This is a genomic window from Microbacterium sp. B35-30 (assembly GCF_010634855.1).
GTDB lineage: Bacteria > Actinomycetota > Actinomycetes > Actinomycetales > Microbacteriaceae > Microbacterium.
Genome location: NZ_MWLQ01000015.1, coordinates 1 through 23910, shown reverse-complemented (window position 1 = coordinate 23910; position 23910 = coordinate 1). Strand labels below are relative to the sequence as shown.

Here is a 23910-nt window from a genome sequence, read left to right as displayed (position 1 = left end):
TCCGTCCCCTTTCCGTTCAACCCGCGGATCCGACCAGGCGCTGCATCTTGTCGAGGCACTGCTCCAGCCCCATGCGGGACATGTCCCGCGCCTCGGGGGTCAGGTAGCCGTGCTCGACCATGTCGAGGCGGGTGCGCCCGTCCCCGAGGTCGGTCAACGTCACCTCGTGGCGGCCGTCTTCGGTCGTCGCCGTGGGGACTCCGGCCTCAGCCGGTGTGATCGGCGTCCCGTCCTCGTCACAGAATCGCATGACGTAGCGCAGGGTCGTCGGCGCCTCGAGCTCGGTGATGTCCCAGCGGTTGTGGTAGTCGGCTCCACCCCATTCCGCCGGCGCCCGCATCGTCACGATGATCGCGCCGCCGACCCGGATGTCGGCTTCCGCGCGAGGGCACGTGAACCCCTCCGGTCCCCACCACTCCCGCAGGTCGGCGGGCGTGGTCCACGCCGCCCAGACGCGCTCGATCGGCGCCTCGAACTCGCGGCTCACTTCCACGTCGAACGTCATAGCCATCGTCGTCTCCCTTTCTCCGGTCACACCGCGGCGAGCACGCCCTCCGGGGCGCGGGTAGCAGGGTCTCGCCGTCGAACCCGTGGCGCCGCGACGCCGGCGGCCCCATACGTCAACCGAGAACCTCCTGAAGGCGGGCGGCAAAACCCGCCGGGTCGCCGGGGTAGCCCGGCTGATCGGTGAAGCCGGCATGGTGGCTGGGGAAGTCCGCCACCGGTACGCCTACGGCGGCGGCGACCGAACGGCCCCCGCGTGCGGCCAACGCGTCGCCGGACTCCACGCCGACCGCGACGACGAGGCGTTCGCCCCGCGCTCGCAACGCGTCGACGTCGATGCGGTACGCGATGGTCGCCGGCATGTTCCGCATCAGCGGATTCGTGCGGGCGCCGTCGTCCTCGGACGACATGCCGAACATCGCGGGGTCGGGCGCGGGCCCGTCGAGGTAGTCGTCAGGCACCGGTCCGTCGAGCATCACGAAGGGGATGAACTTCGCCATCGCGGCGCCGTCGCCCTTTTCGCCGTAGGTGCGTTTCATGTCGGCAATCACGGCGAGCACTGCGTCGCGGTCGTCGAGATGCTCGGCGACCGGCGGCTCGTGCGCGACCGCGATACGCACGTCGCCCGGGTGGGCGGCGGCGAGCGCGAGCAGGTGCACCGCCCCGCCGCTGGTGCCGAAGGCATCGACGGGGCCCGCACCGAGCGCCGCGATGACGCGGTGCAGATCGGACGCGTGCTGCTCGACCGTGATGTCGGCGGCGCCGACAGGGTTGCGCCCGGCGCCGCGCGGGTCGTACGTCACCACCGGTCTGTCCGAGACGTGCGCGGCGAGGAGTGCGAGTCCGCTCGCGTCCATCGGCCCGGCGAAGAGGAACAGCGCGGGCCGATCGACCGTCGCCTCCGCCAGGTCGCCGTGGATGTCGTAGGTGATCGCGTCGTCTCCGGCGCCCACGACGTGGGTGGTCACGGCACGCGTGACGGTGTTCTCGGTCATCATCGTCTCCGTGTCGACCGTCAGACGGCGGCCAGCACACCCTCGAGGCGTGCGTAGCTGGTCTCCATGCCGTCGGTCATGCCGGTGGCGAGCACGATGTCGCGCGTCTCCTTGTCGGGGTACTCGATGAGCAGCGTGATGAGCGTGGCGCCGTCCTCCTCCTCGAGGTTGAGGTCGTTGAGCGTCGACGGGTAGTCGGTGCCCGTCATGTGCTCGGTGGTGACGGCACGACGCGGCGCCTCCGACAGCACGGTCTCGCCGTCGAACCCGAAACGCTCGCCCTCGGTGCCCTCGAGGGGCTCCCACTCGTAGCGGTAACGACCGCCGACGGCAGGATCGACCTCGCACACCGACATCCGCCAGCCGTCGGGGCCGAGCATCCACTTCTCGAGGAGCTCGGGCTCCTGGTGGGCGCGCCAGACCAGGTCGATCGGGCCCTCGATGAGGCGGGTGATCCGCACATGCGTGTCGTCGAGGATCTCGGTCTGCGTGCCCTTGCCGGCGGCGTAGTCGCGCAGGCCCTGCAGCACCCGGTCGAGCTGGTTGATCGCCATCGTCGAACCCTCGATCATCCCCATCGCCACGACCTGCTCCAGCGCCTCGGCCGACGTGAAGCGCGTGACGCTCTCGAGCCGCGCGCCGGATGATGTGGGCTCGAAGGCGAGTGTCATGCGCGAGGTCGGCATGTCTTCGCGCACGTCGCCGTTCTCATCGGCGAACGAGTCCAGCACCGCGAGCGAGCGGGGGCCATTGATCTCGAGGAACTCCCAGGTCGCGTGATACTTCTCGCCCTGTGGACTGGTCATGAGATAGCGCGCGCGGCCGCCGACGGTGAGGTCGAACGACGTGAAGGTCGCGGGGTATCCGGGCGGGCCCCAGAAGCGCTCGAGCTGGCGGGGGTCGGTGAAGACCTCCCAGAGCCGCTCGACCGGGGCCGGGAACTCGGCCGTGATCGTCATGGTGAGCGCTTCCGCGTCGGTGGTGACATCGGTGACAGGCATTGTCATTCTCCTTGCGTGGGTGATTCCTGCGTCGTGGATTCCTGCGTCGTGGATTCATCGGGGCCGGGGTGCGCAATCGGCGGCCCCGACCCACGGGGGCCCGCCAGGAGTGCGTCGAGCCGGTCGATGCGCCCGCGCCACATGTCTTCGTAGTGCCCCAGCAGCGCACGCGCGCGGGCGATCATCGCCGGATCCGCACGGACGAGCCGCTCGCGGCCCTCGGCGCGCTTGACGATGAGCCCGGCCGCCTCGAGCACGGCGACGTGCTTCTGCACCGCCGCGAACGACATGTCGTAGTCGCGGGCGAGCGCCGAGACCGAGTGCTCGCGCTCGATCGCACGGCGCAGGATGTCACGCCGCGTCGCCGTCGCGAGCGCGTGGAACACGCGATCGGTCTCGTCATCGGTGAGTTCAATTCGTACAACCATTTGGTTGTACGTTACGCCCGGGTGCGGCATCCGTCAACCGTTTCGTGCGCATCTCTTCGCCGAGGCCGGGGTTTCCGCCCGAGACCGAGGGCGACGCCGCCCGGCATGGCGGCAGATCCCCTGGTTCGAGGCTGCCGTCGCACGAGACGAGCGGATGCCGCGGCCGAACTAGACTGGACCGGTCCGGCATCCCCCGAAATTTCTGGAGCTGAGCCGCGTGACCACCCCCTCTTCCACCGCTGTCGCCGATACCGTCGAGAACGCCACCGCCACGCCGGAGAAGGAGCAGCCGTACGCGGCGCTCGGTCTCAAGCCCGACGAGTACGACAGGATCCGCGAGATCCTCGGCCGCCGCCCCACCTCGGGTGAGCTGGCGATGTACTCCGTCATGTGGTCGGAGCACTGCTCCTACAAGTCGTCGAAGATCTACCTCCGCAAGTTCGGCGAGAAGGTCTCGGACGAGATGAAGACCCGCCTCATGGTGGGTATGGGCCAGAACGCCGGCGTCGTCGACATCGGCGAGGGCTGGGCGGTCACCTTCAAGGTCGAGTCCCACAATCACCCGAGCTACATCGAGCCGTTCCAGGGCGCCGCGACCGGCGTCGGCGGCATCGTGCGCGACATCATCTCGATGGGCGCACGCCCGGTCGCCGTCATGGACCAGCTGCGCTTCGGCGCCATCGACAACCCCGACACCGCTCGCGTGGTGCACGGCGTCGTCTCGGGCATCAGCTTCTACGGCAACTGCCTGGGCCTGCCGAACATCGGCGGCGAGACCGTGTTCGACGCGGTCTACCAGGGCAACCCGCTCGTCAACGCGCTGGCGGTCGGCGTCCTGCGCCATGAGGACCTCAAGCTCGCCAACGCGACCGGCGCCGGCAACAAGGTCGTGCTGTTCGGCGCACGCACCGGCGGCGACGGCATCGGCGGGGCATCCATCCTCGCCTCGGACTCGTTCGACAGCACCGGCCCGACCAAGCGCCCCGCAGTGCAGGTCGGCGACCCGTTCGCCGAGAAGGTGCTCATCGAGTGCTGTCTCGAGCTCTACCGCGATGAGCTCGTCGAGGCCATCCAGGACCTCGGCGCCGCCGGCATCTCGTGCGCCACGTCCGAGCTCGCCGCGAACGGCGGCTCGGGCATGCGCGTCGACCTCGAGAACGTGCTGCTGCGCGACCCCTCGCTCACGCCGGAGGAGATCCTCATGAGCGAGAGCCAGGAGCGCATGATGGCGATCGTGGCTCCCGAGAAGCTCGACGCGTTCCTCGCGGTGGTCGGCAAGTGGGATGTCGAGACCAGCGTCCTCGGCGACGTCACCGGTGACGGGCGCCTGCAGATCTTCTGGCACGGCGAGGAGATCGTGAACGTCGACCCGTCGACGGTCGCCGTCGACGGACCGGTCTACGAGCGCCCCGTGGCCTACCCGACCTGGATCGACGCGCTGCGCGACGACTCGGCATCCGCTCTTCCCCGCCCGACCGACGCCCAGACGCTGCGCGACCAGTTCACGCGCCTCGTCGCGAGCCCGAACCTGGCCGACACGTCGTGGGTGACCAACCAGTACGACTACTACGTCATGGGCAACACCGCGCTGGCGTTCCCCGACGACGCCGGCATGATCCGCGTCGACGAGAACTCGGGCCTGGGCTTCGCGATCGCCACCGACTGCAACGGCCGTTACTGCCAGCTCGACCCGTACCAGGGTGCGAAGCTGGCGCTGGCGGAGGCGTACCGCAACGTCGCCGTCACCGGCGCGGTGCCGACCGCCGTCACGGACTGCCTCAACTTCGGCAGCCCCGAGAACCCCGAGGTCATGTGGCAGTTCTCGCAGACGGTCGACGGCCTCTCGGACGCCTGCCTCGAGCTCGGCGTGCCCGTCACGGGCGGCAACGTCTCGTTCTACAACCAGACCGGCGACCAGCCGATCTTCCCGACGCCCGTGGTCGGCGTGCTGGGCATCATCGACGACGTCGCCCGCCGCATCCCGTCGGGGTGGCAGGACGCCGGCGAGAACATCTACCTGCTCGGCGTCACCGCGACCGAGCTCTCGGGCTCGCAGTGGGCCGGCACGATCCACGATCACCTCGGCGGTCGCCCGCCGGCGGTCGACCTGGCGCAGGAGAAGAAGCTCGCCGAGCTGCTCCACGCCGGGGGCCAGCAGTCGCTGGTGTCGTCGGCGCACGACCTGTCGTCGGGCGGCCTCGCACAGACCCTCGCCGAGGGCGTCATGCGCTTCGGCGTCGGCGCGCGCGTGTGGCTGAACGAGATCATGGAGCGGGACGGTGTGGATGCCGCCACCGCCCTCTTCTCGGAGTCCACGGGCCGCGTCATCGTCACGGTGCCGCGCGAGGACGACGTGAAGTTCCGCGGCCTGTGCGAGGGCCGGGGCTACCCGGTGCTGCGCATCGGCGTGACCGACTCCGCCGCGGACGGCGACGAGCCGGCGCTCGAGGTGCAGGGACTGTTCACGGTGCCGCTGGCCGAGCTGCGCGGCCTGTCGACGTCCACCCTGCCCGACGCCTTCGGGCCGATCGTCACCGAGCACACCGCCTGACCCCGGGCGTTTCGTCTCGGGCGCCAGAGCGCCCTTCGCTCAGCGACCGCTCTCCGCCGGGCGCCACCTCGGCCGCACCCGCGTTCGTGCGCGCGCGAACACCCACCGCGGATCGTTGAGCGAGCGAGGAACGAGCGAGACGAAACGTCGCGGACCATAGGATGGGACGCATGGCGCCGGAAGACGACGAGTACAGCGGTTTCAACGACACCCGGCAGCGGCGCGTCAAGATCATCGCGTGGGTGACGATCGTCGCCCTCATCCTCGTCGGCGGCGGAGCCACGGTGTTCGCCCTCCTCTTCGGCTGATCCGCTCGCCCCCCGAAGCGCTCGCTTCGAGGGGTCGCATCCCGTAGGGTCTGGCCATGAGCCAGAAGCCGTCGCTGTGGACCCGGGTGCGGAACTTCTTCTCGCCCCCGCGCGAGTCGTACGACACCCGCCAGGTGCGCCCCGGCGAGCCGGCCGAAGGCCCGGGCAACCCGGTGTACGAGGCCACCGACCGGCGTCGCCACGGCGGGACGATGGACATCGGCTCGCACTGATCCGGATTCCACCCTCCGCCCCCGCGCAGATCGTCGGCGAACTCCCGGACTCGGGACGGCAGCCGCGGCTACCATGGCAGGGTGGAGCCGATCCTCCTGATCGTGTCGAGCTGGTGGTGGATCGCTCCGGCCGCCGCCGGCGCCGGAGCGGCGACCTACGCCGGCCTAACGACGCGCAGCCGCCGAGCCAGAAGGCTCGAGCTCGATGCCGCGCGCCAGGAGGAATCGCTGGCTTACCGCGAGCTCGTCGCCGCCAAGGCGCGCGTGCGCACCGCGACCGCCGACCTGCTGACGGCGAAATCGCGCCACGGCGCACCGGCGTTCCAAGCCGGCGATGCGCGCCGCGAGTTGCTCGCGGCCAAGCAGGCGGAGAAGACGGCGTCGCTCGCGCTCCGCGCGAGCAGGTCCAGGGTGCAGGCGGGCTACGCCCAGTACCGGGCGGCGACGTCGAGCGATCCCCTTCCGATCGACAGGCTGTACGCCGCGCATGATGCCGTCAACCTGCGATGGCTGGCCTACGAGACCGATGTCGACCGGGCGCTGAAGTACCCGCAGATGACCGACGTGCGGCATCCGGCCACCGTCGCGTTCCTCCGTGCCCAGCGCGAGGCCCTCGCCGCGCGCCCGACGCTGCGCGAGCGCGCGACGCCCGAGCAGTTCCGCGAGTACAGCGCCGCGGTGCGCCATCTCGAGTCCACGTTCGACGAGGCCGAGCGTCAGGCCGGGGTCCCCGGAGCCGCCCGCCCCGCCTCACCCGCAGCGACGGCCGCCGCCGGGCTGACGGCCGCGGCCGCCGTCATTGCGGAGCTCGCGGACCGCCTGCCCTCGCTCATCGCACGGATGCCGCCGCCGCGGCCGACCGACCCGCCCGCTGGCAGGGTGCCCTGAGCACGACACAGCGGTCCGCGAGGCCGTTAGCATGACAGGGTGGAGCCGTTCTTCGAGTTCCTGCGCGACTTCTGGTGGCTGGCCTTCCCTGCGTTCGGCCTTCTTGCCGCCTTTGGAAACGCGTGGGAGCAGAGCACGAGACGCCGGCATAAGCGGCGTCTCGAGGTCATGCACGCGAAGGCCGAGCTCAAGGCCGCACAGGCCGCGGCACGGGGCAAGGCGGTTCCGGCGGCATCCCTGCCTTCCGTCGACGCCGGCTCGATCACCCAGAGCGTGAGCGATGAGGTCGCCGCAGGCAGAGGGGCCGCCGCCCCGGTGCGCGAGACCCAGACCACCCAGCTCGAGCGTCTCTTCGCGACGCATGACGCCGTCACGGCGCGCTGGCTCGAGTACGAGCTCGACGTCGCCAAGATCATCGCGTTCCCCGCGATGAGCGACGGTCGCCAGCCGCTCACGGCGGCGTTCCTGCGCGCCAAGCGCATCGCCGACGGGCTGCGACCGGCATCATCCAAGGCGCGTCCGTCGAAGGAGCAGCTCACCGAGTACCGCAACGCCGTGGCCGACTTCGAGGTGGCATTCGACGTCGCCGAGCGCGACGCCCGGCGCCTGCGCGACTCGAGCTTCACCGAGGTCGAGCGCAAGCGGCTCGACACCGCCAAGAAGCTTCTCACCGTCGCCATCGACGAGGCGGCCACGCCGGCGGAGCGCCAGCTCGCCTACCGGCGCGTGCGCGAAGAGCTCGACGGGCTCATCTCGATCTCGGACGAGGCGATCGAGGTGCTCGAGAGCAAGGTGATGCTCGAGCTCGGACCCACCACGACGCCGACACCGGCCGCAGCCACGCCCACATCCGAACCCGTCGCACCCGGGGCATCCCCGCCGACGACGACGCCGGAGCCTGTTGCCGAACCGCTGCCCGCGCCGAGGCGCCCGAGCACGACTCCGCCCGCGGCCACCCAGTGGCCCATTCCGTCACGCGGCACCGGCGACATGCCCGGCCGTGTGACGCACCCCAAACCCCACCGCTGAGCGCCCGCACACACCAGTCGCCGCGCGCGGTCAGGCGCTGACCACGGGCTGCGCGTCGATCCACGCGTCGATGCGTGCGAACCAGTCGAACAGCCAGGCGGCGCGGGCCTCCAGGTCTTCGGGCACGTCCGCACGGGGGACGCGCCAGGCGCGCATCGTGATGCCCTTGTCCATCGGCAGCTCGCGCCAGATGTCGCGGAGGGTGACGAGCCGGTCGAGGCCGGTGTGGGCGATGAAGACGACGTCCGCGTCGGGGGCGGCATCCAGCGCAGCGTGCATGCCGCCAGGCTGCGGCGCCATGACGTGCCGCAGCGCCTCGGCCCGCACGGCCATCGCCTCGCGCCCGGCGGCGCGCAGACGGTCGATCCGCGAGCGGCGCCGGGTGGGGCTGACGTTGCCGCCCTCCGGGAAGATGACGAACGCGTCGTCGGGTCCGAGTCCCGCCGCCAGCGCGGTGAGCGCCTCCTCCACGCGCAGGCCCCCGCCGATGTGACGGTTCCCGAAGCCGGTCGGCACGATGAACCGCGACGGCACGCGGTGCAGCAGGATGTCGACCGCGGGGTCCCACTGCAGCGTGTACTTCAGCACGATGCGCGGCTGCCGGGCGACGTCGTTCAGCAGCGTGTGGATCAGGATCAGCGAGTCGCCGGGTCCCCCGTGCCGGCTGGCGACGACCAGCGGGGTCCTGGAGGAGAAGAGCCGCTCGAACGCGGCCCGGCCCGACGCCGCCTCCCCTCCATCGGCCCCCGTCGTGGTGATGGTGAGCCGCAGCACGCCGCCGAAGATCCGGAACAGCACCCGCAGCCCCCAGCCGGCGAGGCGATAGTGGGCGGTCACGAAGCCCGGTCGGCGGAGCGCGTACCCGAACCCCGAGCCGATCCACAGCCCGAACATCACGATGACGAGCATGGCGTCCCACAGCAGGTACACGGTCACGAGCCAGAGCACGCGGGGCAGCCGGAACCGCCCCGGCACAAGCGACGTGAGGGCGAGCGCGACGAGCAGCCACACCGGCGTCAGCACCAGCATGACGAGGGCCGCGACGATCACGAGCGGCGCCAGCAGGATGCGGCGCACCCAGGTCGGCGGCACGCCCATCAGGCCTCGCCCTCACCGCGGGCGGTGTCGTCCCCGCGGAGCGCGTCGCCGCCTCGGGCAGGCTGCTCGCCGCCGAGGCCCCGCTCGGCCAGGAACGACCGGCTCGCATCGTAGGCGGCGTCGATGCGCCGGCGGACGGTGGCCATGCGGCGGTACGACATCAGCGCATCGTCGCCGTCAAGCCCGCCGCCGCTGGGCAGCACGTGAAGGGCGACGCCCGCCGGCAGCGTGGCGACGTCGTGCGCGTACCGGTGGCGGCGTGCGATCTCGAAGGCCACGCGCGCGGTCTCCACCGCCGACTGCGGCGCGACGAGCGGCGTCTCGATGCGGCCGACCTGCAGTACGAAGACGGTGCGGGCTCCCGCATCCACCGCCTGATCGATCGGGATCGAGTTCACGATGCCGCCGTCGATGAAGTGCTCGTCGCCGATGCGCGTCGGGGGCAGCAGGCCCGGCACCGACGCCGACGCGAGGATCGCCTCCACCAGCGGGCCCGACTCGAAAACGTGCTCGGCGGCGCGCTCGATGCTCGCGGCGACCACCCGCAGGCGCACCGGCAGGTCTTCGAAGCGGGTGTCTGCGCCGAGCGACCGCTCGAGAAGGTGCCGCAGCGGCGCCGGCGAGTTCAGGTGCGTCTTGGTCTTCACGAGCCGCGTGAACTGCGCGAAGAACGAGTCGCCGTAGACGGCGTTCGCCGCCGGCGAGGTCCACGCGTCGAGGAGGCGGTCGACGACGGCGGGCGTCGGGTCGCTCGCGACGAGCGCGCCGTTGATGGCGCCGATCGAGGTGCCCACGACGAGATCGGGACGGATGCCGGACTCGAGGAGCGCCCGCAGCATGCCGATCTCGACGGCGCCGCGGACGCCCCCACCGCCGAGAACGAACGCCACCGTCATGCCCACACCCTATTTCGGGTGCGGGGCCGCGGCAGAGATTCCCAGGGTCAGCGCGTGAGGCCGTCGACCCAGTCCCGGTTGTCGGCGATCCACTCCGCCACGACGGGGCCGTAGTCGTCGCCGTCGTACGCGCCGAACATGGCGTCCTCGAGGGAGTACAGCAGCTCGTTGTCCATGCGGAAGTCCTCGAGCCAGCGCGAGACCTCGGGCTGCTCCTCGACGAACGCGGTCGAGGAGACCGTGTGGATGCCCTCCGCGTCGCCGAGCAGGCCGTCGGGGTCTTCGAGGTCCTTGATCGGGAACGCGTTGTACGCCCAGTGCGGGCGCCAGAGGGTGACGGCGACATTGCGCCCGGCTGGGCCCCCGCCGCCCGAGGCTCCGGGCGACGCGCCAGCGGCGTCTGGAGAGGCAGCGGGGACCGTCGCGGCCTGCAGCTCGGTGAGCATGGCAGGGGTCGAGGCGGTCACGAAGTCCATGCCCTCGAGGCCGTACCCGGGGATGACGTCGTCCTGGGTCACGGTGACGAGGCCGGATCCGGCCTCGATGCCGACCAGGCGGTTGCCGAACAGATCGGCGTTGGCGGCGAGCTCGGTCAGGGAGTCGATGGGGGCGTCCTCGTTCACCGCGATGGTGAGCTTCGCCTCGTCGTTCCAGGCACCCAGGTCGACGAGGTCGTCGCCGTAGGTGTCCATGTAGTCGGCGTGCGTGAGCGGCAGCCACGTGTCGAGCGTCAGGTCGTAGTCGCCCTGCGCGATGCCCGTGTAGGCCGCCGCGGGGTCGGCGTAGGCGAGCTCGACGGTGTACCCCTCTTCCTCGAGCACGGCCTTCCACAGCTCGGACGCGGCGATGCCCTCGTCCCAGCCGTTGAAGACGGCGATGGTCAGGTGGCCCTTGCCGGCATCGCCGGCGCCGGTCTGCGCGAGGGCGCCGGTCACGAGCAGTCCGGCGGTGCCCGCCAGGGCGATGCCGGCGGCGATGATGCGTCGCGTGATCATGTCAGTCCTCTCGGGTCGGTCAGACGTGGGCGGGCTCGGGTCGCGCGGACGGCGCGTCGTCGGGGACGGATGCCGCTGCCTCGGTGGCGGGTAGGCCTCCGCCGACGGTCACCGGGCGTGCGGCATCCGTCTCCGCGTCCGGAGTCTCACTCGCAACGGCGGCGGCGCGGCGCACCGTCCGCGGGCGCGGCGTGGAGAATCCGGACGTGACACGGTCGAGGATCATCGCGAGGATCACGACGGACAGGCCGGCTTCGACGCCGAGGCCGATATCGATGCGGCTGAGGCTCTGCACCACCTGTCCGCCGAGACCGCCGGCGCCGACCATGCCGGCGATGACGACCATCGACAGGCTCAGCATGATCACCTGGTTCACGCCGGCCATGATGCTCGGAAGCGCCAGCGGCAGCTGGATCTGCCGCAGGATGCGCCCGGGCGAGGCGCCGAACGCGTGACCGGCCTCGACGATCTCGGGGTCGACACCGCGGATGCCGAGCTCGGTCAGGCGCACGCCGGGAGCGAGGGCGAACACGATGGTCGCGACCATGCCGGGCACGGGCCCGACGCCGAAGATCAGCATCGCCGGGATCAGGTAGACGAACGCGGGCATCGTCTGCAGGAAGTCGAGGACGGGGCGCAGCGCGGCCGACACACGGTCGTTGCGCGCCGCCCAGATGCCGAGGGGAACGGCGATGGCGATCGCCACCGCGGCTGCGAGGATCACGAGGGCGAGCGAGTCCATCGCGTTGGCCCATTGCCCGACCGCGACGATCACCAGCAGTCCGACGGCGCTGCCGATAGCGAGCAGCATGCCCTTCGACCAGTATGCGAAGGCGGCGATCACGAGGATCACGACCCAGAACGGCGGGGTCGACAGGGACGCGTCGAGCCAGCCGTAGAGGCCGTTGAAGATGAGGGCGACGACGTCGAAGAAGCCGCCGAGCACGTCGATCATCCAGCGGACGGCGGTCTCGACCACATCGCCCAGCGGGAGGCGGAAGACATCGTTCATCGGGCGGCTCCCTCGGTCGTGGCGCGGGCATCGGTCGTGGCTCGGCTCCCGGTTGCCGGACGGGCGCCGGGCGCGGCGACCGCCGTCGGTGCGGCCGAGCGGGAGAGCAGCGCGGCCGCGGGCTGCTCGACCGCCGCGAGCGTCTGCGTGATCTCACTCGCCGGCACCGTGGCCGGCAGGTCGATGACCGGGTTCTCGCGGGTGACCGGCGGCACGTTGCCGAGTGCGGCCAGCAGGGTCACACGGGGGATCGCGCCCACGAGGCGGCCGGCGTCGTCGACGACGGCGACGGGCACCGGGCGCTCCACGGCGCGCTCGACGACATCCGTCAGCGGGTCGTCGACGTGCACGGCCGCGTGCGCAGTGTGCACGATCGCGCGAAGGTCCGTTCGACCGTCCTTGACGGCCCGGATCACCGCACGGTCCGTCACCGTGCCGAGGAACCTGCGGTTCTCGATGACGGACACGGAACCGACCTGCAGGTCGCGCATCACCCGCAGCGCTCCACGCACGCCGGCACCCACCGGCGTGGTCGCGGCGGGCGGCGCCATGACGGAGCCGGCGGTGAGCACGCGCGCCCGGTCGACATCCTGCACGAACTGCGCGACGTAGTCGTTCGCCGGGTCGGTGAGGATCTCCTCGGGCGTCCCGTTCTGGACGATGCGGCCGTCGCGCATCACGGCGATGCGGTCGCCGAGGAACATCGCCTCGTTGAGATCGTGCGTGATGAACACGATGGTGCGTCCGAGCTCGCGCTGCAGCTCGATGAGCTGCTCCTGCATCTCGCGCCGGATGAGCGGGTCGAGGGCCGAGAACGCCTCGTCCATGAGCAGGATGTCGGTGCCCGAGGTGAGCGCCCGGGCCAGTCCCACGCGCTGACGCATGCCCCCCGAGAGCTCGTCGGGCATCGCGTCGGCGCGGTCGTCGAGCCCGACCTTGCCGAGGATCTCGCGCGCCCGCTCGCGTCGCTCGTCGCGCCCGACGCCCTGGATCTCGAGCGCGTAGGCGGCGTTGTCGAGCACCGTCAGGTGGGGCAGCAGCGCGAAGTGCTGGAACACCATCGAGACGGAACGCTGGCGGATGCCGCGCAGCGCCTTCGCCGAGGCCTTGGTGACGCTCTGCCCCTGCACGAGCACGTCGCCCGCGGTGGGCGGGAGCAGTCCGTTGAGCATGCGCAGCACGGTGGACTTGCCGGAGCCGGACAACCCCATGATGACGAAGATCTCTCCCGGCTGGACGGTGAAGCTCGCGTCGATCACGGCGGCCGAGCCGGCGTCCGCGACGTCGGCGCGCGTCGCGCCGGTGCGGAGCCGCCGGACGGCGTCCTTGGGGTTTCGTCCGAAGACTTTGAAGAGGCCCTTCGCCTCGATGGCAGGAGGAAGCGTCACTGTGTGCACCTCGGCAGCTTCCGTGCAGAAGCTGCAGCGGTTGCGCCCGGGTGGCGGCCGTACACGCAGCGGATGTCGGATCCGCGCGTCGGCCGCCGACCATACGTTCACCGGTCTGACGCCCCGTGAGGACGTCACCCGTGACCGCGGACTGGTCGGGAACAGCCCCATGAGGGGCCTGATCCACCGTTTCACGACGGCCCGCGGCCGGGCAAATTGGACAGGCGTCTGCTCGCTGGGTAGGTCGCGCACGCGCGATATCACGACGCGCGCGGTGCTGGGCCGTGACGCGGACGGACGCGCGGCGACTTGCGGCACTTGACATGCCGACCACTGCCATGGTTAGTTACTCAAGTAAGTAACCAACCCACTCAGGAGTGTCGTGATCGAAGAAGGCCGTGCCCTGTTCCTCCAGGTCGCAGAGAGCGTCGAGGACTCGATCATCGACGGCTCACTCGCCCCGGAGGCCCAAGCGCCGTCCACCAACGAGCTCGCCGCCTTCTACCGGATCAACCCCGCCACCGCCGCGAAGGGAATCGCCATGCTGACCGACAAAGGCGTGCTGTACAAGCAGCGCGGCATCGGGATGTTCGTCACCCCTGGCGCACGGGATCTGCTGCTCGCCGAGCGCCGCAACGCGTTCGCCGACCGCTTCGTCGATCCGCTGCTGGCGGAGGCCCGCAAACTCGGGCTCGGGCCCGACGACCTCGCTCTGCTCATCCGCGACCGTGCCGGCGCGCACGCCGCGACAACCATGGAAGGAAGCACACGATGACGACCGGGATGCCCGTCATCGAGGTGAAGGGCCTCACCAAGCGCTACCGCGACGTCGTCGCGGTGGACGACGTGAGCTTCACGATCGAGAAGAACACCATCTACGGCCTGCTGGGGCGCAACGGCGCCGGCAAGACCACCGTCATGTCGATCCTCACCGCGCAGAACTTCGCCACGAGCGGCGACGTGCGCGTGTTCGGCATGAACCCCTACGAGAACGCGAAGGTGCTCTCGCGCCTGTGCTTCGTGCGCGAGAGTCAGAAGTACCCCGACGACGCGCTCGCGAAGCACGCCTTCGCCACGGCACGCCTGTTCTTCCCGAACTGGGACCAGGACTTCGCCGACCAGTTGATCGAGGACTTCCAGCTGCCGGCGAAGACGCGCATCAAGAAGATGTCGCGCGGACAGCTCTCTGCGGTCGGCGTGATCATCGGCCTCGCCGCCCGTGCCGAGGTCACCTTCTTCGACGAGCCCTACCTCGGCCTCGACGCCGTCGCGCGGCAGATCTTCTACGACCGGCTGCTCGAGGACTACACCGAGCACCCCCGCACCGTGATCCTGTCGAGCCACCTGATCGACGAGGTGTCGAACCTCATCGAGCGCGTGCTCGTCATCGACCGCGGCCGGATCATCATGGACGAGGCGACCGACTCGGTGCGCGACCGCGCCGCGAACATCGTGGGCGACGCGTCCGCCGTCGACGCGTTCGTCGCGGGCCGCCAGGTCATCCACCGCGAGCGCCTGGGCAATGTGGCATCCGTCACCGTCCTGGGCGCCCTGTCGCTCGCCGACCGCGAGCGCCTCGATGCCGCCGGGCTCGACGTCGCACCGGTGTCGCTGCAGCAGCTCATCGTGCGCACCACCACGGCGCACGGGCAGGACGCCGGCGAAGCAGCATCCACCCTCGACGAAGGAGCTCTGCGATGAACCGCACCGTCAACGTCGTGCGCATGCAGCTGATCAACAAGCAGACGTTCGTCTGGGTGCCGCTGATCGTCCTCGGCGCCTCGTTCGCCATGTCGATCGTGATCTACGCGATCCTCTACAGCTCCGGCCTGCCCGGGCCCTTCTACGGCGGCGGCTCGCAGGCGCCCCTGTGGGTGCTGCTGTTCGTGGGGATCTCGTCGCTGACGCTCACGTTCCCGTTCTCGCAGGCGATGAGCGTGACGCGGCGCGAGTTCTTCTTCGGAACCATGCTGGCGGCCGCGATGTGCGCGGTGCTGCTCGCCGCGGTCTTCGCCATCGGCGGCCTCGTCGAGGAGGCGACGAACGGCTGGGGCATCAACGGCTACTTCTTCGCACTCGACTGGGTCGTGTCGCGGGGAGCGCTCGGCGCCGCAGCCTTCTACTTCGTCATGGCGATGCTCATCTTCATGCTGGGGTTCTGGTCGGCGACCGTGTACAAGCGGTTCGGCGCGCTGTTGCTGACCCTCATCTGGGTGGGCGTCGCCGTGGTGCTGCTGCTCGCCGTCTGGGCGATCACGCGCTGGGAGATGTGGGCGGACGTCTGGACGTGGTTCGTCGTGCAGGGCCCGCTCGGGTTCGCCCTCGGCGGTCTCGTCCTGACGCTGGTCCTCGGCGGGATCTCGTACCTGACCCTGCGGCGCGCGGTGCCGTAGAGCCTCTCCGGGCCTCGGGCTTCCGCCCGGAGAGCGGATGCCCCGACCTGGCGCTGTGCGCCGGGTCGGGGCATCCGTCGTCTCAGCGGCTGTCGGCGGCCTCGGTATGGTGGCGGATGACCTCTGCCACGACGAAGTTGAACCACTTCTCGGCGAAGGCGGGGTCGAGGTCGGCCTCTTCGGCGAGGCGGCGCAGGCGGGCGACCTGCTGCTCCTCGCGGGCGGGGTCGGAGGCGGGCATGCCGTGCTCGGCCTTGAGATGGCCCACCTGCTTGGTGGCCTTGAACCGCTCGGCCAGGAGATACACCAGGGAGGCGTCGATGTTGTCGATGCTGCTGCGCAGACGCCGCAGCGTCGCCGTCGGATCCTCGGTCATGCAAACCTCCTCGCGACGACGATACCCGAGCCGCGCGACCCGACCGCGCCAGCTCGACCCTGCGGGGCGGCGTCCCCCGATCAGCACGAAATCTCGGCTCCTGTCCGTCCGTGTGCCCGCCCGCCCCTAGAGTGTGACGCATGACCGACGCCTCGTCCTCGCTCGGCGCGAGCGCCACAGAAGCCGCCGACCCGCTCGCCGTCGATCCGGCCGCGGGCACCGACGCCGTCGGCGATGCTCCCGCCGCCGACGGCACAGTTCTCGCCAGTCCCACGGATCGGTCGGCGAAGCCGTTCTGGGCGCGCCTCGACAGCCCCTTCACGGTCGGCTTCCTGCTCACCTTCGGCGGACTCGCTGCCGCCCTGCTCGGGCTCGCGCTCGTCAACATCTCGACGGTGATCATCTACATCGCCTTCGCGATGTTCGCCGCGCTGGGGCTCGATCCCGTCATCAAGTGGTTCGTCCGCCACAACGTCAAGCGCGCGTGGGCGATCACCATCGTCTTCCTCGCCTTCGGCGTCGTGCTGATCGGCCTCATCCTGCTCGTCGTCCCGACGCTGGTGGAGCAGATCGGGGCGTTCATCACCGGCATCCCCAATACGATCGACAACTTCGAGGACTCCGACTTCTTCCACTGGCTGGAGGGGATCTTCGGCACCGGCCTCGGGACGCTGGTCACCGACGTCGAGAAGTGGATCACCAACCCCGCGAACATCGCCGCGATCTCGGGCGGGCTGCTGAAGGTCGGCGCCGGCATCGCCACGGCGATCTCGGGCGGCCTCATCGTGATCGTCCTGACCCTCTACTTCATCGCCTCGCTCCCCGGCATCAAGGAGTCGCTCATGCGGTTCGCTCCGGCGCGCAACCGCGTGAAGGTGCGGTCGATGACCAATGAGATCACCGACTCGGTCGGCAGCTACCTCATGGGCATGGTGGTGCTGGCGTTCTTCAACTCGATCGTCGCCTTCCTGCTGCACTTCTTCCTGCAGCTGCCGTTCCCGCTGCTGATGGGCGTGCTGGCGTTCGCGATCACGATCATCCCGCTCGTGGGTCCGGTGCTCTACTGGATCACCGCGTCGGTCCTCGCGCTGTTCACGAGCCCACTGTCGGCGCTGATCTTCGCCATCGCGTACCTGATCTACATCCAGATCGAGGCGTACGTGATCACGCCCAAGGTGATGAGCAAGGCGATCGAGATCCCCGGATCCCTCGTCGTCATCGGCGCGCTCATCGGCGGCACGCTGCTCGGCCTCCTCGGCGCGCTGGTCGCGGTGCCGGTGACCGCATCGATACTGCTGATCATCAAACAGGTCTTCATACCGAAGCAGGACGCCAAGCTCTGACGCGGGTCGCCCCCCTCGCCGGGTCGCGGTCGCGCGATCCCGGTCGATTCGGGTGACGGATGCCGCGGCCCGCGGCATCCGTCATTCCCGGCCTCAGTAGTCGACGCGACGACCGAAGCGGCGCTCGCCCCGCGGGCGGGGCGAGCAGGTCGCGGCTTTGCGCAGCCGCACGATCTCATGCGGCTGCAGGCCCACGGCCTCGCCGAAGTCCTCGACGGACGTGAAGCCGCCCTGCGCTTCGCGCTCCTTGACCGCCCGGCGCGCACGCGAGCGGGTCATGCCGGGCAGCTCCTCGAGCTCGGCGGCGGGGGCGGTGTTGACGTCGATCGGCGCCGGGGCGGGGGCGTCGCCCTCGAGGTAGTCGGAAGGCGACGCGCCGGCCGCCGCCGCGAGCCGGTCCGCTTCGTCGGCCCTCGCCCGGGATGCTTCGTCGGCCTTCGCCCGGGACGTCTCGTCGGCCTTCGCCCGCGAAATCTCGTCGGCCGCCGCCTCGGCCTTCGCCTCGGCTTCGGCCTTGGCGGCCGCGCGGGTGGCAGCCGCGCGTGAGCGCCGCCACGCACGCGAGGTGGGCTTCCTCGTCGTGCTCGTACCTGAGCCCGACGAGCGACCGGAGCCCGTCCCGCCCGTCCGCGACGCGGCGTCACCACGCCGGCCCGCTCCGTCGAGGCGCCGCTGCCACATCGTGCGGAGCCATCCCGGATTCACCATGAGGGCGACGAGCATCCCCGAGAGGTAGACGATCCCCCGGACGAGCGGCTGCCACTGTCCCCAGATCTCGAGGCTCACCAGGATCGCGGCCGCGCCCCACACCACGGCGAGGATGAGAAGGCGCCGGCTGCGCGATGCGACCCCGATGATCGAGAAGCCGAGCCAGGTGACGATCGGTCCGGGAATGACCGTCAGCAGCATCCACGAGCTCATGCCGAGCATCCACGCGATGCTCGGGGCGTCCTTCGCGGTGCCCATGCGGGTGGAGGTGCTCATGCGTAGTCCTTCACGTCGAGCACCATCGTGACGGTGTCGTCGCCGTCGCGCGTCTCGGAGACGAGCTCGAAGCCGGCGGATGCCGCGCGCTCGCGGATGCGCGCCGCTACCGACTGCTGCACCCGCAGTGCATAGGCGGCGTCCAGCCGCTCGACCAGTGCCGCGGCATCGGCCTCAGCGAGCTCGAGACCGTCCGGGCGCCGGAAGTGCGCGCCCCAAACCCCTTCCGGGGTGCGCGTCATCGTGAGCTCGACGCCGTCGATCACCGCGGCGAGGTCGTCGCCCTGCCGCGTGAGCTCCGTCGCGCCGATGTCGCGCAGCGCGTCGCCGAGCAGGTCGGGGTCCTTCATGCGGGTGCGCACCGAGATCGGGCGGGGACCGTTGTCGGCGGTGGCGTCCGTGCCGGCGCGGTCGTCGTCGCGCACCCCGCCGGTCTGCGAGAGCGCGCCGATGCCGCCGGCGGCGGTGATCGCGGTGACAGCGGCGAGCGCCGCGGGGATCAGGATCAGCGACACGCTCATCGCGCGGCCTCCGCTCTCGTTCGTGCACGTGATCCCGCCGCGACCTGCGCAGGGCTGTCGGCGCGCGGGCCCAGGTCGTCCAGCAGGCCGGCGAGCGCGGCATCCGTCGCCCAGCCGTTCACCGCGACGGTGCCGTCGCGGGCGATCCGCACCTCGATCCGGTCGGCGCCGCCGTCGGTGGCGATGCGGCGCACGTCGTCGGCGTAGCGATTGGTGAGCGCGCGGATGCCCTGGTTGCGCGAGCCCACCCAGGGGCGCGCCACGTCGGGCAGACTGCGCAGGTACGGCCCGTCGCAGAGGAGGTCGGTCGCCTCGAGCAGCGCGGCGATGTCGTCGCGACCGCCGGCGGCCCACGCGGTGAGGCGGTCGAGGGGGTAGCCGGTGAAGGTCATGACGCCGAGGCCGGCTGCGCGGAAGGCGCGGGCGATGGATGCCGCAGCCCCCGCCTGATCGAACGGCTCGCCGCCGAGCAGGGTCACGCCCTCCGCCCCGGCCGCCGTCGCACGCTCGACCCACTCGGAGGCGAGCGCATCCGAGTCCCCGACGAGTCCGCCGCGGTCGGCCCACAGCTGCGGGTTGAAGCACTCGGGGCAGTGCACGGCGCACCCCTGCAGCCAGACCGCGGCGCGCACCCCCGGCCCCTCCGCCTCGGTAGCCGCGAGGAACCGCGACCAGCGCAGCGTGGGCGCCATCCCCCGGGACGTCCGACGCACCGGCTCGACCGTGCCGAGGAGCGAGGTCTCGCCGCCGACGCCCGGTGACTGCATGACGACGGGTGTCATGAGGCGCCGTCCTTCTGCTCGGCCTCGAGCCGGGTTCGGCCCTCCACCGACGCGGTCGTGTAGTCCTCGGTGAAGCGCGACGAGGCGGTCTCGGCGTCGAGCAGCGCCTCGAGCGCCTCGATGTGATCCAGACACTCCGCCCCGTGCATGCCGATCGTCTCGGCGTCGACGGTGCCGTCGGCGCGGAGCCTCACCACGAGCTGCTTGGCCATGATCTGGTCATCCTTCCGTCGGCGGCGGTTGTGGTGCTCAATAGTCCACAGTGCGGCCGCCGCGACGCGACGACAGTGCACCCTCGGCGACAGCGCCGGTCGATTCGGCCGGGTCCAGATCCTCGCTGCCGGTGGCACGGACCGCACGCTCGGTCGCCCACGTGCGGATGCGCTGGACCTCCTCGGCCTGGGTCACGGCGAGCGGGATCATCGTATCCACGACCTGTCGCACCACGTCGGCCGTCACCTCGCCGCGCGTGGTGAAGCCCTCGTACAGCGCCGAGACGACCGACTGCTCGATCTCGGCACCGGAGTGGTTCTCGCTGGCGGCCACGAGCGCCGCGATCGCCGCGTCGTCGGATGCCACCGCCTCGAGCCCGTTCGCGTCGGTGGCGCGCGAGCGCAGCTGCAGCCGCCAGATCACCTCGCGCTCGTGGGCCGTCGGCAGGTCGACGAAAAAGATCTCATCGAACCGGCCCTTGCGCAGGAACTCCGGCGGCAGCGCGTCGATGTTGTTGGCGGTCGCGACGACGAACACCGGGTGGCGCTTCTCCTGCATCCAGGTGAGGAAGGTGCCGAAGACCCGCGCCGTCGTGCCCGAGTCGCCCTGGCCGGTCGTGTTCGAGAAGCCCTTCTCGATCTCGTCGACCCACAGCACGCACGGTGCGACCGCTTCAGCGGTGGCGATCGCGGTGCGCAGGTTCTGCTCGCTCGAGCCGACGAGGCCCGAGAAGATGCGGCCGATGTCGAGCCGCAGCAGCGGCAGCCCCCATGACGCCGCGGTCGCCTTCGCGGTCAGGGACTTGCCGCAGCCCGGTACGCCGGTGATGAGCACGCCCTTCGGGGCGGGCAGTCCGTACGCGCGTGCGTCGCCGAGCCACGAGCCGTCACGGCGCGACAGCCAGCGCTTGAGGTTGTTGAGCCCGCCGACGTCGTCCAGGTCGATCTCGCCCCGCACGAACTCCAGGACGCCAGACTTGCGGACGACCTGGCGCTTCTCGTCGAGCACGATCGGCACGTCATGCCCCGACAGGCGCCCGTCGTTCACCATGGCGCGGGCGAACGCGTTCTCGGCCTCGGCCATCGACAGGCCGAGTGCCGCGTGCACGAGCTGGTCGCGGGCGGTGTCGTCGGCATCCACCCGGATCCTGCCGTCGCCCGACGCGTTGTTGTCGATCATGGTCTCGAGGAGCCCGCGGATCTCGGCCGCGGTCGGCAGCGGGAAGTCGAGCAGGTGTGTGACCTCGTCGAGCTCGGGCGGGATGACCCGCACCGGCGCCGTGATCACGAGCGTGCGCGACACGTCGCCGTGGCGGAACTCGAGCGCCGTCTCGCGCACGGTGCGCACGAGAGCGGGGTCGCCGGCGCGGTGCTCGCCGCCGAAGTACGCGTGCAGGTCGCAGAACACGAACACACTCGGGTCGTGGATGCCGGCGACGTGCTGGAGCGCCCGCGCGGGGTTCGCGGTGTTCGCCACGGCCTTGCCGTCGGGGCCCAGCAGCCCGAGCGCCGCCGTCCAGGTCCAGAGGGCGCGGGGGTGCCGCTGCGTCTCGGCCGCGTCCGAGATCGCGCCGATCGCGCGCACCTCCTCGCCGGTCTCGATGTACAGCAGCGGAAGGCGCGCCTTGAACGCCTCGGTGAGAGTGTCGGCGAACGTCACATCTGCTCCTTGTCGGTCGGATGCCGCGTCATGGCGTCGGCGCTGGTGTCGGGGTCGTCGAGGGCGCGGGATCGCCCGCGGGCGTGTCGAGCGCGATGGTCCAGGAGCCGTCGCCCGTGTCGGCCTCGACCTGGAAGACGACGCGATCCGTCGGCTCCCAGGAGGCGCGGACGTCCACCTCGTCGAACTCGTTCACGAGGAGGTCCCACCCGCCGACGGTCACGACCGCGACCATGAACAGGCCGCTCCCGGTGTGCTGGAACCGGCCGCTCAAGGCCTCGCCCTCGTACACCAGCACGGCGTTGCCCTGACCGGTGGCGGTCTCGCCCATCGGCAGCGCCTCCGGTGTCGAGACGCGCGCGGTCCAGTCGGTGAGCGAGGGCGAGAACCACAGCAGCCCGTCCTCCGCGCCCGGCAGCACCAGGACGTCGGAATCGGGATACAGCGAGCCGAGGTAGGCCGGGTACTGCCACTGCTCGGAATCGACGTCGAACTCGACGCCCTGCTGCTGGAAGACGCGCACCCAGTCGGCTTCGCCGGCGCCCTCGCGATTCTCGAGCATGAGGAGGTCGGAACCACCGTCGATCCGCAGGAAGCCGCCCGCGGCGTTGCCGTCGATCACGCCGTCCACGATCTCGTACTCCTGCGGATCGTCGGCGAGCCACGGCTGATAGTCCTCCTCGCCGGGTTCGCCCACGTACACGTCGCCGGTCTGCGGGTTCACCGCCACCTGCGGCAGCACGGTGAAGGCGATCGCCGCGATGACGATGGTGCCGACGATCCAGGTCACGAGTGAGAACCGCCGAATGCGATCGGCGCCCGCCATCAGGGGCTCACCCCTGTGGCGCCCGGCTCGGGCGTCGGCGCGGGTGTGCCGGCGGGGGTGGATGCCGCGTCCTCGGGAAAGACGATGGTCCAGCCGGCGTCGTCCCAGGCGTCGATCACGAACAGCACGGGCTCGCCGTCGGCCCAGGCGATCGAGCGGTCGGTGGGCTCGTTCTCGCTGAACACCTCGGTCACGCCCGCCGATGTGACGGTCTCGATGCTCACGCGGCCCTCGCCGCGCATGCTGACGCGCGCCGTGGTGGCGGTCGCGTCGAGCGCGAACACGGCGGGCCCGAAGCCGCTCACCGTGCCCGAGCGCTCCTCGACCGGCGGAGTGGTGACCTTCATGCGCCAGCGCTCGTCGCTGAACCCGTCGATCCAGAGTTCGACGTCCGCCTGCGGCACGATCACCCAGTGGCCGTCGGATGCGATGTACGACTCGAACTCGGCGGGCCCGCCGTATTCGCCCTCGGTGAGGATCTCGCCGCCGGGACCGGTCACCGACACTCTGCCGACGTACGTGTCATCGAGTTCGGTGATCAGCAGCGGCTGTGCCGGATCGAGCCCGTCGAGCGGCACCATCGCGCCCTCGACCCCGCTGTACACGCCATCACCCTCGTCGTCGGCGAGCACGGGATCGGGGTTCAGCCACGGCTCATACGCGTAGTCGTCGGACGCCGAGACCTCGTCGCCCGTCTCCGCGAGCAGGACGGCGCCGATGATGACGATGACGACGAGCCCGAAGATCCAGACGAACCCGTTGAAGGCGAGCAGGCGTCCCCGCGCGGCGCCGCTCAGCGTCGTGTTCGAACTCATTCCCGCCTTCCGACCCCGACCAGGCTATACAACCCGACGCGATCGCTCCCGTTCAGCGCAGGGGCAGCAGACAGGTCGGCGACGGGGCGTCGGTCCGATGCCGCACGCGGCCGGGCACGCCGGTGCGCGTATCGAGCGTCAGCGAGGCGACCTCGTCCGAGAGCTGCCCGGCGACGAGCAGGATGTCGCGCACCACCGCGTGGTGCCGCGGCCAGTCAACGCCGGCGTCGACGAGCGCGACCGGAGCGACCTCGTCGCCCGCGCCGCGCACGCGGAGCGCGGCGAGGGTGTTGCTGCCGCGTACGCCGGCGTACACGAACTGGCTGTCGCGCGCGAGCGCCAGCTCCGCAGCGCTGTCACCGGGGAGCGTGCCCGCCCCGAGCGGGGTGCCACCTACCAAGCGCCACGTGCCGTCGATCGACGGCGCGAGCACGAAGAGCTCGCACGACAGCTCGGTGACGACGTACAGGTGACCGCTCGGGTGCCACACCATGTGCCGCGGTCCGCTGCCCTTCGGGAGCGTCACCTGCTGCATCGGCCGCAGCCGATCGCCGCCGTCTCGCCAGAAGCGCACGACGTCGTACCCGAGGTCGGTCGTCGCCACGAGCCCGCCGGGCAGGAAGACGGCCTGGTGCGCCCGGGACGGACGCGTCGCATCGGCATCGGCATCGG

27 protein-coding genes are annotated in these 23910 nt (G+C 70.9%); 9 read left to right on the top strand and 18 right to left on the bottom strand.

The window, feature by feature from the left end:
• Positions 1–16 precede the first annotated feature (16 nt).
• The 4 genes from B2K11_RS08570 to B2K11_RS08555 all read right to left on the bottom strand — a co-directional run bounded on the left by B2K11_RS08570 (position 17) and on the right by B2K11_RS08555 (position 2928).
• Positions 17–511 carry an SRPBCC domain-containing protein gene (locus B2K11_RS08570; protein ID WP_163617861.1) on the bottom strand — a complete coding sequence of 165 codons (495 nt, stop codon included), beginning with the start codon at positions 509–511 and terminating at the stop codon, positions 17–19.
• Between the two features lie 109 nt (positions 512–620).
• Positions 621–1499: an alpha/beta hydrolase gene (locus B2K11_RS08565; protein ID WP_163617860.1), complete on the bottom strand. Its 879-nt coding sequence runs from the start codon at positions 1497–1499 to the stop codon at positions 621–623.
• A 20-nt stretch (positions 1500–1519) separates the two neighbouring features.
• A complete protein-coding gene (locus tag B2K11_RS08560) occupies positions 1520–2500 on the bottom strand; it encodes an SRPBCC family protein (RefSeq protein ID WP_163617859.1) in 981 nt (326 codons plus the stop codon).
• 2 nt (positions 2501–2502) lie between these two features.
• The gene (locus B2K11_RS08555) at positions 2503–2928 is read right to left on the bottom strand and encodes a metalloregulator ArsR/SmtB family transcription factor (protein WP_163617858.1); all 426 of its coding nucleotides are present in this window, start codon (positions 2926–2928) and stop codon (positions 2503–2505) included.
• A gap of 217 nt (positions 2929–3145) precedes the next feature.
• Here B2K11_RS08555 and purL point away from each other — a divergent pair, with 217 nt between their 5' ends.
• The 5 genes from purL to B2K11_RS08540 all read left to right on the top strand — a co-directional run bounded on the left by purL (position 3146) and on the right by B2K11_RS08540 (position 7937).
• The gene (gene purL, locus B2K11_RS08550) at positions 3146–5479 is read left to right on the top strand and encodes a phosphoribosylformylglycinamidine synthase subunit PurL (RefSeq protein ID WP_163617857.1); all 2334 of its coding nucleotides are present in this window, start codon (positions 3146–3148) and stop codon (positions 5477–5479) included.
• Positions 5480–5649: 170 nt separating this feature from the next.
• A complete protein-coding gene (locus tag B2K11_RS20445; RefSeq protein ID WP_204260058.1) occupies positions 5650–5787 on the top strand; it encodes a hypothetical protein in 138 nt (45 codons plus the stop codon).
• Between the two features lie 56 nt (positions 5788–5843).
• Complete coding sequence (locus B2K11_RS20440) at positions 5844–6020, top strand: hypothetical protein (RefSeq protein WP_204260057.1); 177 nt, start codon at positions 5844–5846, stop codon at positions 6018–6020.
• Positions 6021–6101: 81 nt separating this feature from the next.
• On the top strand, positions 6102–6908 hold the full coding sequence (locus tag B2K11_RS08545; RefSeq protein ID WP_163617856.1) for a hypothetical protein: 807 nt from the start codon (positions 6102–6104) through the stop codon (positions 6906–6908).
• Positions 6909–6947: 39 nt separating this feature from the next.
• The gene (locus B2K11_RS08540; RefSeq protein WP_163617855.1) at positions 6948–7937 is read left to right on the top strand and encodes a hypothetical protein; all 990 of its coding nucleotides are present in this window, start codon (positions 6948–6950) and stop codon (positions 7935–7937) included.
• A 30-nt stretch (positions 7938–7967) separates the two neighbouring features.
• Here the strand turns inward: B2K11_RS08540 and B2K11_RS08535 are convergent, their stop codons facing one another.
• From B2K11_RS08535 to B2K11_RS08515, 5 genes are read right to left on the bottom strand one after another with little or no spacing between them, the layout of a single operon-like run.
• The gene (locus B2K11_RS08535; RefSeq protein ID WP_163617854.1) at positions 7968–9035 is read right to left on the bottom strand and encodes a 1-acyl-sn-glycerol-3-phosphate acyltransferase; all 1068 of its coding nucleotides are present in this window, start codon (positions 9033–9035) and stop codon (positions 7968–7970) included.
• On the bottom strand, positions 9035–9931 hold the full coding sequence (locus B2K11_RS08530) for a patatin-like phospholipase family protein (RefSeq protein ID WP_163617853.1): 897 nt from the start codon (positions 9929–9931) through the stop codon (positions 9035–9037). Before B2K11_RS08530 ends, B2K11_RS08535 begins: the two co-directional genes overlap by 1 nt.
• A 47-nt stretch (positions 9932–9978) precedes the next feature.
• On the bottom strand, positions 9979–10926 hold the full coding sequence (locus tag B2K11_RS08525; protein ID WP_163617852.1) for a glycine betaine ABC transporter substrate-binding protein: 948 nt from the start codon (positions 10924–10926) through the stop codon (positions 9979–9981).
• 19 nt (positions 10927–10945) lie between these two features.
• The gene (locus B2K11_RS08520; RefSeq protein WP_239525870.1) at positions 10946–11938 is read right to left on the bottom strand and encodes an ABC transporter permease subunit; all 993 of its coding nucleotides are present in this window, start codon (positions 11936–11938) and stop codon (positions 10946–10948) included.
• On the bottom strand, positions 11935–13326 hold the full coding sequence (locus tag B2K11_RS08515) for a glycine betaine/L-proline ABC transporter ATP-binding protein (RefSeq protein WP_163617851.1): 1392 nt from the start codon (positions 13324–13326) through the stop codon (positions 11935–11937). Before B2K11_RS08515 ends, B2K11_RS08520 begins: the two co-directional genes overlap by 4 nt.
• 382 nt (positions 13327–13708) lie before the next feature.
• On the opposite strand from B2K11_RS08515, the gene B2K11_RS08510 reads away from it, so the two are divergent.
• Genes B2K11_RS08510 through B2K11_RS08500 form a run of 3 tightly spaced genes read left to right on the top strand, consistent with a single transcriptional unit; the run spans position 13709 to position 15719 of the window.
• On the top strand, positions 13709–14101 hold the full coding sequence (locus tag B2K11_RS08510) for a GntR family transcriptional regulator (RefSeq protein ID WP_163617850.1): 393 nt from the start codon (positions 13709–13711) through the stop codon (positions 14099–14101).
• The gene (locus B2K11_RS08505; RefSeq protein ID WP_163617849.1) at positions 14098–15027 is read left to right on the top strand and encodes an ABC transporter ATP-binding protein; all 930 of its coding nucleotides are present in this window, start codon (positions 14098–14100) and stop codon (positions 15025–15027) included. Before B2K11_RS08510 ends, B2K11_RS08505 begins: the two co-directional genes overlap by 4 nt.
• Positions 15024–15719: a hypothetical protein gene (locus B2K11_RS08500; protein WP_163617848.1), complete on the top strand. Its 696-nt coding sequence runs from the start codon at positions 15024–15026 to the stop codon at positions 15717–15719. The genes B2K11_RS08505 and B2K11_RS08500 overlap by 4 nt, the downstream gene beginning before the upstream one ends.
• Before the next feature lie 82 nt (positions 15720–15801).
• Here B2K11_RS08500 and B2K11_RS08495 read toward each other — a convergent pair whose 3' ends face one another.
• Complete coding sequence (locus tag B2K11_RS08495) at positions 15802–16095, bottom strand: chorismate mutase (RefSeq protein WP_163617847.1); 294 nt, start codon at positions 16093–16095, stop codon at positions 15802–15804.
• A gap of 140 nt (positions 16096–16235) precedes the next feature.
• Between B2K11_RS08495 and B2K11_RS08490 the strand changes: the two genes are divergently transcribed.
• Complete coding sequence (locus tag B2K11_RS08490) at positions 16236–17438, top strand: AI-2E family transporter (RefSeq protein WP_163617846.1); 1203 nt, start codon at positions 16236–16238, stop codon at positions 17436–17438.
• A gap of 93 nt (positions 17439–17531) precedes the next feature.
• Here the strand turns inward: B2K11_RS08490 and B2K11_RS08485 are convergent, their stop codons facing one another.
• The 8 genes from B2K11_RS08485 to B2K11_RS08450 all read right to left on the bottom strand — a co-directional run.
• Complete coding sequence (locus tag B2K11_RS08485) at positions 17532–18422, bottom strand: helix-hairpin-helix domain-containing protein (RefSeq protein ID WP_163617845.1); 891 nt, start codon at positions 18420–18422, stop codon at positions 17532–17534.
• A complete protein-coding gene (locus B2K11_RS08480; protein ID WP_163617844.1) occupies positions 18419–18943 on the bottom strand; it encodes a hypothetical protein in 525 nt (174 codons plus the stop codon). The genes B2K11_RS08485 and B2K11_RS08480 overlap by 4 nt, the downstream gene beginning before the upstream one ends.
• Entirely contained in the window at positions 18940–19725 is a 786-nt protein-coding gene (locus B2K11_RS08475) for a 4Fe-4S single cluster domain-containing protein (protein WP_163617843.1), read from the bottom strand. The genes B2K11_RS08480 and B2K11_RS08475 overlap by 4 nt, the downstream gene beginning before the upstream one ends.
• The gene (locus tag B2K11_RS08470; protein ID WP_163617842.1) at positions 19722–19937 is read right to left on the bottom strand and encodes a DUF2997 domain-containing protein; all 216 of its coding nucleotides are present in this window, start codon (positions 19935–19937) and stop codon (positions 19722–19724) included. Before B2K11_RS08470 ends, B2K11_RS08475 begins: the two co-directional genes overlap by 4 nt.
• Before the next feature lie 37 nt (positions 19938–19974).
• A complete protein-coding gene (locus B2K11_RS08465; RefSeq protein WP_163617841.1) occupies positions 19975–21597 on the bottom strand; it encodes an AAA family ATPase in 1623 nt (540 codons plus the stop codon).
• Between the two features lie 28 nt (positions 21598–21625).
• The gene (locus tag B2K11_RS08460) at positions 21626–22387 is read right to left on the bottom strand and encodes a hypothetical protein (protein ID WP_163617840.1); all 762 of its coding nucleotides are present in this window, start codon (positions 22385–22387) and stop codon (positions 21626–21628) included.
• 35 nt (positions 22388–22422) lie between these two features.
• Positions 22423–23238 (bottom strand): hypothetical protein, encoded by an 816-nt coding sequence (locus B2K11_RS08455; protein WP_163617839.1) that lies wholly within the window; start codon positions 23236–23238, stop codon positions 22423–22425.
• Between the two features lie 52 nt (positions 23239–23290).
• On the bottom strand, positions 23291–23910 hold a 620-nt coding region (locus tag B2K11_RS08450), incomplete at its 5' end, for a beta-propeller fold lactonase family protein (protein ID WP_163617838.1).